The sequence below is a fragment of the uncultured Formosa sp. genome, from assembly GCF_947500765.1.
Classification (GTDB): domain Bacteria; phylum Bacteroidota; class Bacteroidia; order Flavobacteriales; family Flavobacteriaceae; genus Formosa.
Genome location: NZ_CANMTH010000008.1, coordinates 51999 through 66284, shown reverse-complemented (window position 1 = coordinate 66284; position 14286 = coordinate 51999). Strand labels below are relative to the sequence as shown.

Annotated in this window: 12 protein-coding genes; 2 read left to right on the top strand and 10 right to left on the bottom strand. The window is 31.0% G+C overall.

The window, feature by feature from the left end; translation table 11 throughout:
• The first annotated feature begins 51 nt into the window (after nucleotides 1-51).
• Nucleotides 52-2313 (top strand): TonB-dependent receptor, encoded by a 2262-nt coding sequence (locus Q1B05_RS14070; RefSeq protein ID WP_299781589.1) that lies wholly within the window; start codon nucleotides 52-54, stop codon nucleotides 2311-2313.
• A 101-nt stretch (nucleotides 2314-2414) separates the two neighbouring features.
• Here the strand turns inward: Q1B05_RS14070 and Q1B05_RS14065 are convergent, their stop codons facing one another.
• The 6 genes from Q1B05_RS14065 to Q1B05_RS14040 form a co-directional block, all read right to left on the bottom strand.
• Nucleotides 2415-4487: a hypothetical protein gene (locus Q1B05_RS14065; protein ID WP_299781588.1), complete on the bottom strand. Its 2073-nt coding sequence runs from the start codon at nucleotides 4485-4487 to the stop codon at nucleotides 2415-2417.
• A gap of 279 nt (nucleotides 4488-4766) precedes the next feature.
• Nucleotides 4767-5189: a thioesterase family protein gene (locus Q1B05_RS14060; protein ID WP_299781587.1), complete on the bottom strand. Its 423-nt coding sequence runs from the start codon at nucleotides 5187-5189 to the stop codon at nucleotides 4767-4769.
• Nucleotides 5179-5814 (bottom strand): GTP cyclohydrolase II, encoded by a 636-nt coding sequence (ribA, locus tag Q1B05_RS14055; protein WP_299781586.1) that lies wholly within the window; start codon nucleotides 5812-5814, stop codon nucleotides 5179-5181. The genes Q1B05_RS14060 and ribA overlap by 11 nt, the downstream gene beginning before the upstream one ends.
• A gap of 77 nt (nucleotides 5815-5891) precedes the next feature.
• Complete coding sequence (locus Q1B05_RS14050; RefSeq protein WP_299781585.1) at nucleotides 5892-6275, bottom strand: NifB/NifX family molybdenum-iron cluster-binding protein; 384 nt, start codon at nucleotides 6273-6275, stop codon at nucleotides 5892-5894.
• Nucleotides 6272-6451, bottom strand: a complete 180-nt coding sequence (locus tag Q1B05_RS14045) for a DUF5320 domain-containing protein (RefSeq protein WP_299781584.1) — start codon at nucleotides 6449-6451, stop codon at nucleotides 6272-6274. Before Q1B05_RS14045 ends, Q1B05_RS14050 begins: the two co-directional genes overlap by 4 nt.
• Before the next feature lie 2 nt (nucleotides 6452-6453).
• A complete protein-coding gene (locus tag Q1B05_RS14040) occupies nucleotides 6454-6900 on the bottom strand; it encodes a DUF134 domain-containing protein (RefSeq protein WP_299781583.1) in 447 nt (148 codons plus the stop codon).
• A gap of 140 nt (nucleotides 6901-7040) precedes the next feature.
• Here Q1B05_RS14040 and Q1B05_RS14035 point away from each other — a divergent pair, with 140 nt between their 5' ends.
• On the top strand, nucleotides 7041-7766 hold the full coding sequence (locus Q1B05_RS14035; protein WP_299781582.1) for a metallophosphoesterase family protein: 726 nt from the start codon (nucleotides 7041-7043) through the stop codon (nucleotides 7764-7766).
• 106 nt (nucleotides 7767-7872) lie between these two features.
• Here Q1B05_RS14035 and Q1B05_RS14030 read toward each other — a convergent pair whose 3' ends face one another.
• The 4 genes from Q1B05_RS14030 to Q1B05_RS14015 all read right to left on the bottom strand — a co-directional run bounded on the left by Q1B05_RS14030 (nucleotide 7873) and on the right by Q1B05_RS14015 (nucleotide 14285).
• Entirely contained in the window at nucleotides 7873-9888 is a 2016-nt protein-coding gene (locus Q1B05_RS14030) for a hypothetical protein (protein WP_299781581.1), read from the bottom strand.
• 92 nt (nucleotides 9889-9980) lie between these two features.
• Complete coding sequence (locus Q1B05_RS14025; protein WP_299781580.1) at nucleotides 9981-10478, bottom strand: YqiA/YcfP family alpha/beta fold hydrolase; 498 nt, start codon at nucleotides 10476-10478, stop codon at nucleotides 9981-9983.
• Nucleotides 10479-10801: 323 nt separating this feature from the next.
• Complete coding sequence (locus Q1B05_RS14020) at nucleotides 10802-13420, bottom strand: hypothetical protein (RefSeq protein ID WP_299781579.1); 2619 nt, start codon at nucleotides 13418-13420, stop codon at nucleotides 10802-10804.
• A gap of 16 nt (nucleotides 13421-13436) precedes the next feature.
• On the bottom strand, nucleotides 13437-14285 hold the full coding sequence (locus Q1B05_RS14015; protein ID WP_299781578.1) for an ROK family protein: 849 nt from the start codon (nucleotides 14283-14285) through the stop codon (nucleotides 13437-13439).
• Nucleotide 14286: the final 1 nt, after the last annotated feature.

Here is a 14286-nt window from a genome sequence, read left to right as displayed (position 1 = left end):
AAACATAATCCATCCCTATATATGAGATTTATACACTTAAAAACCATAATTGTGCTCTTTTTTTTAGCATCTATCAATCCTTTACTAGCACAACAAATTAGAGGTTCTGTATTTAATGCATCAAAGCAACCCATTCAAAATGCATCTATAATTTATGATAACAAATCTATTTCTGAAACAAATTCTAACGGTGTTTTTATAATACCCGATGATTTAAAATTACCCATAAAATTAAAAATTAAACATTCAGGATATTATATCAAAGCTGTTACGCTAAAAGCAAATAATAGTATTTTCAAACTTATAAATTTAGAAAATACTCAAGATTTAGATGAGGTTATAATTTCATCTAATTATCAAAAAGAGAGTAAAGTTATCGTACCAACAACAAAAATATCGTCTCAAAAATTTGACGCTTACAGCCCTATAGATTTGGTGTCTAGCATTAACGAAACTCCTGGTGTATATATACAGAGTGGTGCTTTAAACACCAATAGAATTGTAATTCGTGGTGTAGGTTCCAGAACGCTTTATGGAACAAATAAAATAAGAGCGTATTTTAACGGAATCCCGATAACTAACGGAACCGGAGAAACTGCTATTGATGCTTTTGATCCTGAAGACATAGCAAATTTGGAAATTGTTAAAGGTCCTAAAGCAACGCAATACGGAACCAATTTAGGAGGAACTTTGTTACTTAATTCTAAACAGGCCTTAGAAGGTGAAACGTTTTTAAAAACAAATTTAACTGTGGGACGTTTTGGACTATTAAAAAACAATGTTTCATTAGCCTCAGCAACTAAAAAACTCTCTATAAACCTAAATTACGATCATTTAAAATCTGATGGATTTCGAGATAATAGTAATTACAAAAGACATATGGTTTTATTAACATCAAACTATACGTTTAACGATACTAACGAACTTGGTTTTTTACTAAATTACACCGACTATTTTGCAGAAATCCCAAGTTCGATAGGAAAAACTGCTTTTCAAAACGCTCCTTCTCAAGCAGCATATACTTGGAATGAGGCTCAAGGTTATGAAGACAACAAACAGGTCTTAATTGGTTTAAATTATACACATCGTTTTTCAAATAGCTTTAGTAATACAACCTCTGTTTTTTATAGTTATCTAGATCATTACGAACCTAGACCATTTAATATTTTAGATGAATATACTAATGGTTATGGCGCAAGAACTCTATTTGCTAAAGATTTTAAATTTATAAACCGTAATGCTAATCTTAGTTTTGGAGGCGAGCTATACAAAGATGAATACAATTGGAAAACTATTGAAAATTTATATGAAAACAATAATGGAAACGGTAGCTTAGAAGGAGAATTATTTAGCGATAATATTGAAAACAGACAAAACCTAAATCTTTTTGCTACAGCTACATTACCTATTACAAACCAACTAAAAGCACAAATTGGGCTTAATATTAACACCACAAATTACGAGTTTACAGACCAGTTTAATACAGACGAAAACAATAAAGACGCAGATAGAAATTTTGATCCTATTGTGGCTCCAAACTTAAATATTGTCTATCAATTTGTTCCTAATATAAGTGCTTATGCTAATGTAAGTAAAGGATTTAATTATCCTTCAATAGAAGAAACGCTCACACCAGAAGGTGTTATTAATCCGGAATTAGGACCAGAAACGGGGATTAATTATGAAATTGGAAGTGAACTTTTTTTAATTCAAAATAAATTACACTTACAACTCTCTGCTTACCTATTAGATATAGACAATTTACTTGTGGCAGACCGGATTGGAGAAGATCAATACATTGGTAGAAATGCTGGCAAAACAGAACATAAAGGGATTGAACTTTCGGTATCGTATACAGAGATGTTTAATTCTGGTTTTGTATTCACTCCTTACTTAAACGCCGAAATTACAGATCATAAATTTATAGAATTTGTAGATAATGACAGTGATTATTCGGGTAATGAACTTACAGGTGTACCAGACCATAAAATTAATGGAGGATTGAATTTTGGCTACCTAAATTTTAATTTAAACACTAATTTTCTATATGTAGACGCCATGCCTTTAAATGATGCAAATACGCTTTATTCTGATGATTATACTGTATTTAATGCCAAATTAGCCTACAAAAATAACATTACAACACAATTAACTATAGAAGTTAATGCGGGCATCAATAATATTGCCGACAAAGATTACGCATCATCTGTATTAATAAATGCTGTTGGATTTGGAGATTCAGAACCAAGATACTATTACCCAGGACAACCTAGAAATTGGTATACAGGCTTTAAAATAAGTTATGATATTTAATTCACTATAATAGTAAATTTCTAAAATAGAATGCAAATAAAAACCTCAATTACATTTTAATGTTAAAATATAATTGAGGTTTTTTTTATATAAAACTGTTCTTAATCTAATAAATCAGGCTGACTTAAGATTAATTCAATTTTCTTAATAATAACAGTAATTTGATGCATTTGCAACTCTATATTTCTAAAGTATAAACTAATATCTCTATTCACCCAACTTTCTGAAATAACTCTTGCCCCCAAACTAATTCTTAGAATTGCACTTGGAATATTATTAGCATATTTTACGTTTACTGCTTGACCGATATGGCATTTTTGAGCGGCTAGTCCTATGGTTTCTAATGAAGCATCTTTAAACTGCTCTGACAAATCTGAATTTAGTAGTGTATATAATTTTTTAACCTTATCTATAGGTAAAGCTTCATTATCTTTTAAAATAAAGAAAGGGAAAATAGTACGAATATTTCTAATTCCAAATTCTTCACTATCGTAACTATTTGTTTTGGTTTCATTACCATAAATTGGTTCTAAGAAACTTGCTTCTTGAATAGAATCGTCAACAAAATTACAAAACATTTCTATCCCCATATTTCTATAAAGTATAGGTGTTTTAAAATATCTGTCCATTTCTACCATAGCAGCATTCCAACGCATGTAAGAACCGTAATTAAATCCGCTAGGTAAATCTTCTGAACAAAACCATGATGTTGGCCAGTCTGAACGATTATAATATTGAGTTAAACCAACAGGAAGTTTTGTTTTTACATTATGTATTGAATCGCTTACACTTTGTGGAAAAATTAAAGCTCCTGAATATGGAGGTCCTGTAAAGTATTTACTACCTGTAATGGTTACAATGTAGCCTTTATTTAAATAATTTTTCACGTCTTTTGGATCTAATCTTAACTGCGAACCATCTACAATAATTTGCATTGATAAATCTTCAAGCGTATTTAACTTCTGAACCAATTCATCACTAGGCGATTGATACCCTAATTTAGACTGATCCATAGTGTGTAATACAATATGTCTGCCTAATTTATTAGTTTCTGAAACAGCTTTATATACTTCTTGGTCTAATTCTTCTGTAGATTTTAAAGCTCCATTTTCGTCTCTAAATGTAATTTTAATAACATCTACATCTCTAAAACCTTCAATACTATCTCCTTTTTTAACAGGGAAATTTAATGCTGTTGTATTTTCAAAATGACACCCTTTTAAGGCTCCTGGCACACCACTTCCTGTTTCATCTGAAGCAACTAAAACATGGGTGATATCTTTATTAGTTGTAATTTGAGTAATTCCAGCTAACTGAAGCGAAGAGTCTGTTCCTGATGGTGAGAAAATAATTTCGCATCCATCGTATAATTTAAATATTTTTCTAAGGTTTGTTTTAAGTAGTTCAGAAAAATCTGTTGTCGTTTTTTCGAAACCATATTTTAAGCTATTCCCGATAAGTATATTTCTAACTTTATCTGTTTTATCGAAAGCAAAGTTTGAGACACTTGTAGCTGTAGACGATGCAAACGTGAATGCTTCTGGCCTTGGAAAAGGTCGGCAACCATATTTATTTAATAATCCGATCTCATCAATATTTAATCTTAAATCTCCTCCAGACATTAATAAATACTCTGTTGGCATAGCTAGATTTTCAAGTATAGGTTTCCAAGATTCCTTAAACACCGTACTGGAATGATCTAAACCATGAATTTCTTGCAACGCATTATACTTTACAATAGAATCTGTATCTACATCTTCTTTACTTTTAATTAAATCTAATACACTAAAATTTAAAGGTTCTAACTTTTCTTTATCGTCTTTAGGTAATAATTTATAAAATATACGTGTAACTTTAAGTGCAGCAATATCGCACAATAATGTATTTTGTTTATCCTCGCCTAGAGCTTTATACCATAATTGCCATTCTATACCGTATCTTAAATACACCAATGCCAAAACCGGTTTATCTAAAAACAACGTACCAATGATGATCGCTTTATTAGGAACAATTTTAAATACATTAGGCTCTTTATTAGAGGTAATAATATTTATATTATTTATTTTAGGAACTGTATTAAACCGTTTTAAAACACGAACCAAATAGTTCACATTTTCTTTTTCAAATAAGCTTGTTCTTTTATATTGATTTTCAATAAGTATATTATTTGTCATAGGGATTTTTAATTTATACGCTCTTTAAAACGCCATGTACTTACTAGATTATTTTTACCGATTATAACCCATTAAGATATATTACTATAATTATGTTTTAATTACTCGAAGTTTAAAACTTCATAAAAAGCAACAAAAATAGAAAACGTGTTACAATATGAAGTATAATTTTGATTTAAGTCACTGTATTATTTTAAAATTTGATAAATTAAGGTGTTTTTTATTAAATTTTCCAGTTTTAAACCAACCTTAAACTACCATTTATAACTAAACGGTAGTTTAGGCACTTACTTTATCTTTAAACTTATTCTCTAATATTCTCTCTATAAATTCTGGAATAGCCTTTGGTAAACGAGAATTACTATCGACAAACACGACTGTAGATTTTGCTTTACACAGTATAATATGTTGTGCGTTACTCACCTCAAATTCGAAAGCAAACCTAACTTTAGGAAGCTCTTTTATGATTGTTTTTACTGAAATGAGTTCGTCAAAATGAGCCGGTTTTTTATAATTAATTTCAAAGGAAATCACGGGCAGTATTATTTGATTGTTTTCTAGTACAATCTCATCGATGCCCAATTTTCTTAACAATTCATTTCGTGCCTGATGGCAATACGTTACATAATTTGCATGATACACATATCCCATTTGGTCGACCTCGCCATAACGTGGCCTTAATTCAAAAACATCAGTGATCATGGCATAGATTTACAGGTTTTTCTTCACTAAGTAAATGTCCCATTTGGTGTTCCTTAGTATTTAAATAGTTCTCATTAAATGGATTAGAATGTATTATTATAGGTACACGTTCTACCACCTGAATCCCATACGTTTCTAAGCCTATAATTTTATCAGGATTATTAGTCAATAATTTTAATGTCTTTATACCAAGCATATTCAATATATCTACAGCCACATTATAATCTCTTTCATCTGGTGCAAAACCTAATTTTATATTTGCCTCAATAGTATTAAAACCTTCTTCTTGTAGCTTATAAGCTTTCATCTTATTCATAAGACCTATACCTCTACCCTCTTGTTGTAAATACACAATAACGCCACTTTTATTACTTTCTATCATTGTCATGGCTTGAGCTAATTGTTCTCCGCAATCACATTTTAAAGATCCAAACAAATCACCTGTAGCGCAAGCAGAATGTATTCTTACAAGCGTTGCTTCTTCTGAATTAATATTACCTTTAATAAGAACAATATGCTCTGCTCCATTTTTTTTCTCCTGAAAAGGAATCAACTCAAAATGTCCGTATTTAGTAGGTAACTTTACCCGTTCTCCCTGTATAATACTTGTATCTTTAGTATGCATTCATTTTTTACTTTATATATTCTACATCGTATCGCTTCATGCTATATTAAGAAGCACATAAGCCTAATTGCATTCTATTAATTATGACAAGAATGATTATGGTTGTGTTTTTTATTATGACTTGAACAGCATGCGCCATTATCTGATATTTCATTTGCTATAAATTTTAAAATAACATCTGAAGAATTACCAGAACATCCACGAATAACGCTAATTCCTGCATCGTTTAATTTATGATATGCATTATCTCCTATATTACCAGACAGTAAATAACTTACGCCTGATTGTGCTAATTCATTAAAAATATTTGATTTGCATGCCCGTTTATGGTTTGTTTCTAACAATTGAACATCTAATATTTCATTGTTGCTTGAACACAAATAGATTTCGTAAAACTTACTACGTCCGAAATGGTTTTCTATCTGGTTATCTTTTGTTATTGGAATTGCTATTTTTCTCATTTTATTAAATTTAATCGTACTACTTTATCTTGATTTGTTTTTTTTCGACGCCCGTTACAAAAAGGCCTATTGGTTGTAAACGTATTCGTGTCTGATGCCAACTTCCTACATCTTCCTAACTTCATTCCTGTTTTTGGACCTAATCCTTCGGGGCCTTTATGATCAAAATTTGGCATAACTATTCATTTAAATTTATTAATCCATCTGTATCAGAAGGGGGACAATCTCCACATTTTGGATTGTTTTTCACCCCATCTATTAATTTAAAACACCGTTTACACTTAAACCAATCTTTATCGAATTCGAACTCCCCTCCATCAATTATAATAGACTTTCCTTCTACAAAAGCTTGTCCTATTTTTTTTAAGGCACTGTTATAAATCCGTGTAAGTGTTGGTCTAGAAACCTCCATATTATCGGCTGCAACATCTTGAGAAAGGTCATCGTAAATCACCAGTTTTATCGCCTCGTATTCCTCATACTTCATGATTACACGTTCGCTATCGCAAAATGCAATTCCGAATGGTTTAAACCCTTGCATTTTTGGCGGATGATTAACTTTTCTCTTCTTCTTAGGGCGTGGCATGTTATAAATTTTATACAAATGTAATGAACTTACGTTCATAATGCAATTTAATTTTAAAAGAATCAGATTACAATTTTAAAATAAGTGCGTTTTTTTTTCTTTAATACGTTGATACCTTTATTTTTGAATACCTTATTAATTGATACGTATATAATCCTTATAAAATACATTCCAATACAATGAAGATTGCATTCTTTTCAGACATACACGCCAATTTACCCGCTCTTGAAGCTTTTTTTAAAGATACAGAAACCGAACAAGTTGATGCGATATATTGCCTAGGCGACTTAGTGGGGTATAATGTTTGGCCAAACGAAGTTGTAAATGAAATTAGAAGAAGACACATTCCTACAATTATGGGAAATCATGATGAAGCTTTATTAAAGCCTATTGAGCATGAAGAAAAACCATCGAACAAAGGATTAACACGAGCCTTAGTAAGTGCTGCAAACAGAGACTATTTAATTAATTTACCAAGACATTTAAAACTGTCGTTTAATACCCAAAACAAACCATTTAATCTTTTTATAACTCATGGTAGTGTAAAAGCTATTAACGATTATATGGTTGTTAATTATCCTGAAAAGGATGTTCTAAAAATGTTACATGCCCAAGACGCTGATGTACTTTTATGCGGACATACACACAAGCCTTTTCATCGGGTTATTAAGGATAAAGAAACTTTTAAACATGTGATAAATATTGGTTCTGTAGGAAAACCTAAAGATGGAGATTCAAGAATTTGTTATGCTATTTTAGAACTTAACCAAACAACATCACCCAATTCTAATGCACTTAAAGTTACTTTTAAGCGTGCAGAATATGATGTTGAAAAAGCCGCAAAAGCTGTAGAAAATAGTGCTTTTGATAGTGCTTATGCAACTGCTTTAAGATTAGCTAAATAAGATTAATTTTAAGCTGCTATTATTGACAACACCCCACTTTTATATTTTTAATGCGCTAACTTTTAGTTACTATAAATATGTTAAACATTTTTTAAAAAATACAGAACTAGGTAATAAAAACAGCATCTATTTTTTCTTGTCGTTCTGGACTTACTTTAAATTTTAAGGCATACCTATTAAGAATTTTTCTTTCAGCTTCAGAGATTTTTCCATCATTCAATACATCTTTTAATTCTTCAATATATTTTTGTTCGTTTTCAGAATAACCGCAAGTTAGTAACCTGCTTTCAATAGCAATGGCATCTGTTTTAGAAATACCATACTTTTTAATTTTTCTGTTTAAAATCTTTCTTTCCGAGTCATCTATAACACCATCATCCTCAAGCATAAACAAAACTTCTTCTTCATACTTATTAAGATTTGATTGATATGCTTTACTTTCAGAACTAGAATGAAGTGTAGAAACATCTTCAATCTTTTCTAAAGGTGAAGCAAATTTACTTGCATCTGCAAATTTTACTTTAACAATCCATTCTTGTGTTTTAAATGCTGTTTTAGTGACAGCAAATTTACTTGTGTATTTTACACCTGCTTTTGGCAATAACAACTTTAATTCTGTATTAATTGTTGTTAATTCTTTAGCAGACACATTATCACTTTGCGATGTTAAAATATGTTCTGTATGTGTTTTAATATTCCCATGTAATCTTTGATCTACTAATTTTTGCCAATGTAATTCTGAATGATACCAAACTAAATCTGTAGGAATATATGGCGCCTTATTAGGACTAAAATCTTGATGTTTTTCTATTGTATTTAAATCGGATACTAATGCTTTTTTAGAAATTTTAGTTTCTACAGATTTACTCATGTTACTGTCTGAAATATCTAAATGCAATGCTCCTAAACCTTTAAGTAAATAGCTAAATTCGTTAACACGTTCTATAAATAAAGTTTCACTATAACTTTTAATAGGCAGATATAAATTTTGTTTTATGGGATGACAAACGTAAACTTCATTAACAATAGGATGCCCTTCTGGAAACTCAACTTTAGCAGGCAGATCTCTTTTCTTTAGAACAACAATGTTATTAGATGTTGTTGCATAAATATGTTTTCCTACAAAAACTAATTTCCTATGGTCGTACGGAATATCTATAAATGTCTTTTTTAGACTAGAATAGACCTCTTCCTTCTTCGCGTGGACTCCTTTTTTGTATTCATTATTTTCGTAATTCTCTTCACTAATTGCAAAACAATTTATGGCAGATAAAGATCTTTTAAGTTTAATTAACAGCTCTGCTTTTAACTCATAAGTATACGGTTCTATCTCTCCTATTTCCTGATATCTTTCTATATAACTATCAATAGCATCTAAAGCATCTTCGTACCTCCCCATACTTCTTAATCCGAAGGTTTTATTAAAATAATAAAACGAAGAATCGTCTAAAGTAATGTCGTTTATATTGTATTTTTTACTGTAATTATCTAAAGCTTCAACACCTGCCTCATAATTTTCATCATTAAATAATTTTTCAATTTTTGATTGTAATTCGACGTGTTCGTCAATAAAATTGGCATGGGTATTATTCTTATATTCAACAAGTTCATTTAATAGTTTTAGTATTCTTTTAGAAGCGATTAAATCGGCTGTACCAAATCTATCAATACATAAGTCATGTTGTATCGTGTTGTTTTTCTCGTAAAATCTAAACACGTGTAATTCTTCTTTATTGTTGCTTTCTATTAATTCAATAAAATCTATATCATCCCAAGAGAGATATAATATTAAATCGGGTGTTTTTTCTGTATCTGTAGCCTCGTCACTACGCAAGGAAACAATCCCTGTATTTAATATAATACTAGATCTATAATAGGTTGGTTCCTTATTTGTTTTTGGCTTTGAGATATTTATAAAAACGGCCAGTAAATCTTCATTTTTGGTTAAAGTATTTCTTGAGTTTTCTAGCGCTGTATTATATTTTTCTAATAGCTTATCGTACTCACTTTCTCCAATATTTAAGCCTTCAACTCCCTGAAAATAGACATCTCCACTAAAACTATTAAAAGGAAAATCTTTTGCTCCTAAATTTTCATCTATGATTTGTAATAACTTTCTCATACCCTTTTTTTAATTTTTCAATTAAGAAAAACAACTTATCACTTTACTTTAAACCCAAACATATTACTGTATTAAAACAGTTTTTATTTCTATCAAGAATCTCCTAATTCATTAAAAAAGATATTCACCTCTTCTTTAAATACCGTAATAGGAATACGGTGAGCCAACTGATTACGCACATGTAAATTATAATTGGGGTAAAAATCTATTGTATTGGCTAAAAACTGAAGCGTTTCTTTAGGGTTAACAACATTATCTTCGGTACCTAAAACAATACGTTTAACACTACTGATTTTATATTTTATTTCTGGAATATTCTGTTTTACTGAACGCTTTAATAATGCAGGATTAAAAAGTAAAGCGGGACATTGAAACTGATTGGCCACATAATAACCTGCAAACCCACCCATACTACTTCCTATAACCACATTTACAGAAATATTATGATATTGTGCAATGATATCTGAAATACTATTTGGTTCATTTTCATAATCTATTGAAGGCGCATAGACGTTTCCATACTGCTCTAAAATCGTTTTTTTTTCGAGACTTAAACTTCCATTTAGTCCGTGTAAATATAAAATATTCATGAGGTAATTTATTGTTTTTCAATAATGTAAACACACCTTCTTTTTACTTTTAGAAGGAAAAAGAACCTTGTTATTTACAACATATGAAGTTTTATAAAAATAATGAAAGTTTTAACACCTTCACTATTTACCTGCAACACTTTTTTAACATCTTTTAAAAACCTTATAAATAGGAAGGAAAAGTAATGACAAAAATAAAGGCTTCCAGTGTCCTGGAAGCCCTTATCTTACTAAAGTAAAAGTGATATGTTATAATACTAAATCAGTTTTACTAACTAACACAAATCATTATTTAAATACATTGGAATTATTAATATTTAATTTTATTTAGCCTTTTCTGGCTCTAAATTATCTAACCAATACAACAAATATGGAATGTTGTTTGCATGTGTCCAACCAAACACTCTTAAGCCTTGGTTTAAATCCCAAATTGCAATGTTGTCTTTTTCATCTTTAGGTAATCTAGATATTTTTAACAAGGCTTCACTATAAGCTTTCTGAGTTGTATTTTTATCTACTTTAATTGGAAGTTCAGACACTTTAAGCATTTCTGCTCTTTGTTTTGCTTCGGCTAAAAAAGAAGGATTTCCGCTTAAATCGTAACCAATAAGCAATGGATAAATTGTAGCTAAATACGATTCCATTTGATGGTTTAAAGGTGGTATGTTTTTTACCCATCTCGCATGATCGACAAGAGCTTTTTTAACATCGTCACGCCCTGTTAATTGATAGTATTTATACAACCCTTGAGCTACATACGTTTGTGAATATCCGTAGCGGTCTAACAATAAATTTCCACCTTGCGATTTTTGTAACTCAAGCATAAGTTTTACACGCTCGTCTATTTCTGTTTTATATTTTTCGAGCTTTGTTGCATCATACAATTCTACCAAATTAAGAATAGATAAATACAATCGTCGTCCTCTTAAATCGTGGTCTCCCCAAATTCTGTTTAAATACGTATCTCCAGTCATTTTTGCTACTTCAAGTGCTCTTTGATCTCCTGTAATGTAGTAAGAAGCAATCCAACCCTGAATCCAAACATGTGCACTTAACAATGCAGACCAATGCTCGTCACCATGTCTACGACCAATACCTAAATACGGTGTAGATTCTGGTTCATTTTCATAATTCCAAAAATCTATAGCATCATTGATTTCACCTACATAAGTCCGTTTTTTGGGCCAATGAATATTATCTACATCCATAGTATGTTTACTCATAGCCTGTGCCATATTGTAATATTTAGGATTACCTGTTCTCATAAAATTGGTCCACAGACTAAAATCTACTGTAGGCTCATTATTTGTCCACATGTGCCATTCATCTTTAAAATAATAGGTTTTAACATCTCCATAATCGAAGATACTATACCACGATTCCCATTCTTGATTAAAAGCCATCCAATCGTACTTGTACTGTAATGCATTTTCAAACTCTGAATGTTTAGTACTAAACGGCGCCATTTTACCATACACTAAAGACGACGTATACCATTCTGGAGCTGCATGAGCAACAGGAGGATCTAAAGCATAATCCATAGTTAACTCTATAGTCTCGATATTTTCTGAAGTATGGAAATAATAAATAAACTCTGTTGTTTTAGTAATGCCTTGTGCAAAATTATCCAACATGCCACCGTCTAAATCTGTATTTTTTCTTTCAAAACTCATGGCCTGAATACTAGATGGCCAAACATAAGCATTAAGTGTTCCTGTTTTTGGATCTATCTCTAGCTCTTTAGGATACTCTTGAAGCATATTTTTAATCCCTACACTAATTCCTTTTGTTTTATCTGAAACATCTACCCAACCTTTTGCACGCTGTGCATTTGCGATACTTTCTTTACCATTAAACACTGTAGCATTAAACCCAACTTCTCTTTGTATAGCCGTTGAATTTTTATTTTGTTTGTTTTGCTTAGGTCCTGTTTGTAATACGCCTGCTTTTTTATTTGATAATGGCGTAGTATACACATTATACGCCACATCTGTATCTGTAAGCATGTCTTGATTGGTTGATGTAGCAAACTGTACTTCTTTATCTAAATGATATTTAAAGGTTAGTCCGCAACCAGAAATCTGATCGTTTGGCTGCGTCCAACCTTTATCATCTGCGGTGTCTTCAGAAATAATATGTTCGCTTTGAGTCGCAATATTACTATGTTCTCCTTTTTGTATTTTGTGTTTATCTGGCACACCTGTATATGTAAGTGTGTGTAATACTTTTATATATTTTTTTCCAGCATATGCATGAATTCTCATCGAAAAAGGAGAATCTATATTATCTTCATTATTGTATTTATAAGTCCCTTCTACTCTAAAAACAGCATGTAATGGTCCTGAACCAATTTCTCTAAACACTTCGTGTACGGTTGCTTTAGATAAATCTATTCCAGAATCGTCTAGAATATCTAAAAACGTTCCTCTAGAATCTTTGGGTGCGGATGCAATTAGTTCATCACTAGAATATGTCTTATCGTTATTTTGATCGATAAAAACCTCATCTAAGAATCCGTGTCCTTTTTTATTAATATTAAATTGTAATGCTCCTGTATTTACGGTTATACCACCCTGAGGTCTCATATTGTTTACCGATACAATTTTATGCTCTGGCTCCATTGGATAAATATCGTCTCCATATTCCAAGGTATAATCTGTATTCTGATCTGAGAAAAAGAATACCCAAATCCACTTAATACTATCATCGGCAGGTGCCCATGTTGTAACTTCTGTGGTCTGGCAAACAATCTCTTTTCCTTTACTATTTAGTAACCTGACGTGATCTATAGAAAAGAGTTCGCCCTTAGGAAACGGAATCCCTAAAGTTATTGGCGCTCCCGTTTTATTATTTTCAATTTTAATTGGTATTTGTTTATTTATTTCAGCCGAACAACTCACTGCAATAAACATTACTAATAAAAAGAGTATTTTATTTCTCATAATTTTATGTATGTTTTTATTTGTTTTGAAGACATAAAGAAGCCGCTCCTAATAGCGCTGCCCCCTTTGTTTTTGAAACGTCTATAATTAAATTTTCTATTTGTTTTTGATATGCAAAACTTTTTAAACCTTCTAACATGCTCGCCTTAAAAAAAGGATATGCCTTGCTTATAGAACCTCCTAAAATTATTTTGTCTGGCGCGAACATATATAAGATACTTTTTATGGCTTCAGCTAAATGTTCACCATATTCATCAAATGCTTTTAAAGCCATTTTATCTCCTTTTTCCGCAAGAGTTGCAAGCTGCTTAGCTGTAGCATGATAATATTTGGTAAAGAAAAAACTACCTGTATAATGCTCTACAATACTATCTTTATAAGTCAACATACCAATTTCTCCAGCACCACAGAGCACTCCATTATACAGTGCATTGTTAATAACAATTCCCATACCCAAACCTGTTCCTAAGGAGAGACCTATGAACTGATTAGAACGATTATTTTTGCCATACATAAATTCGCCAAGAGCAAAACAATTAGCATCATTATTTATAAAAATGGGGAGACTAAATTCTATTTCTAGAAGCATTTTTAAAGCAACTTCATTCCAATCTTTTATATTTTGAACATCATAAACAATACCTTTAATTGGGTCGACTACTGCAGGAACTCCGACTCCTATTGCAACCACTCGGTTTGTTAAATTCTCTCGTATAAGTTGATATAAACTTTGTAGAGTTTCTTCTTTAGTTGCATCTTTATTGACTAAAACAGCATCTTCTTTCTTAATTATATTATTCTGAATAACACCTAAGTTTATAGTCGTTCCTCCTATGTCTATTCCTATATATTCTTCTTCTACCATA

What these genes read in the sequence shown, in the direction of transcription:
- Q1B05_RS14015 (WP_299781578.1), bottom strand. Translation starts at nt 14,285, where the DNA reads ATGGTAGAAGAAGAATATATAGGAATAGACATAGGAGGAACGACTATA.
- ribA (WP_299781586.1), bottom strand. Translation starts at nt 5,814, where the DNA reads ATGCATACTAAAGATACAAGTATTATACAGGGAGAACGGGTAAAGTTA.
- Q1B05_RS14050 (WP_299781585.1), bottom strand. Translation starts at nt 6,275, where the DNA reads ATGAGAAAAATAGCAATTCCAATAACAAAAGATAACCAGATAGAAAAC.
- Q1B05_RS14025 (WP_299781580.1), bottom strand. Translation starts at nt 10,478, where the DNA reads ATGAATATTTTATATTTACACGGACTAAATGGAAGTTTAAGTCTCGAA.
- Q1B05_RS14035 (WP_299781582.1), top strand. Translation starts at nt 7,041, where the DNA reads ATGAAGATTGCATTCTTTTCAGACATACACGCCAATTTACCCGCTCTT.
- Q1B05_RS14030 (WP_299781581.1), bottom strand. Translation starts at nt 9,888, where the DNA reads ATGAGAAAGTTATTACAAATCATAGATGAAAATTTAGGAGCAAAAGAT.
- Q1B05_RS14020 (WP_299781579.1), bottom strand. Translation starts at nt 13,420, where the DNA reads ATGAGAAATAAAATACTCTTTTTATTAGTAATGTTTATTGCAGTGAGT.
- Q1B05_RS14040 (WP_299781583.1), bottom strand. Translation starts at nt 6,900, where the DNA reads ATGAACGTAAGTTCATTACATTTGTATAAAATTTATAACATGCCACGC.
- Q1B05_RS14060 (WP_299781587.1), bottom strand. Translation starts at nt 5,189, where the DNA reads ATGATCACTGATGTTTTTGAATTAAGGCCACGTTATGGCGAGGTCGAC.
- Q1B05_RS14065 (WP_299781588.1), bottom strand. Translation starts at nt 4,487, where the DNA reads ATGACAAATAATATACTTATTGAAAATCAATATAAAAGAACAAGCTTA.
- Q1B05_RS14045 (WP_299781584.1), bottom strand. Translation starts at nt 6,451, where the DNA reads ATGCCAAATTTTGATCATAAAGGCCCCGAAGGATTAGGTCCAAAAACA.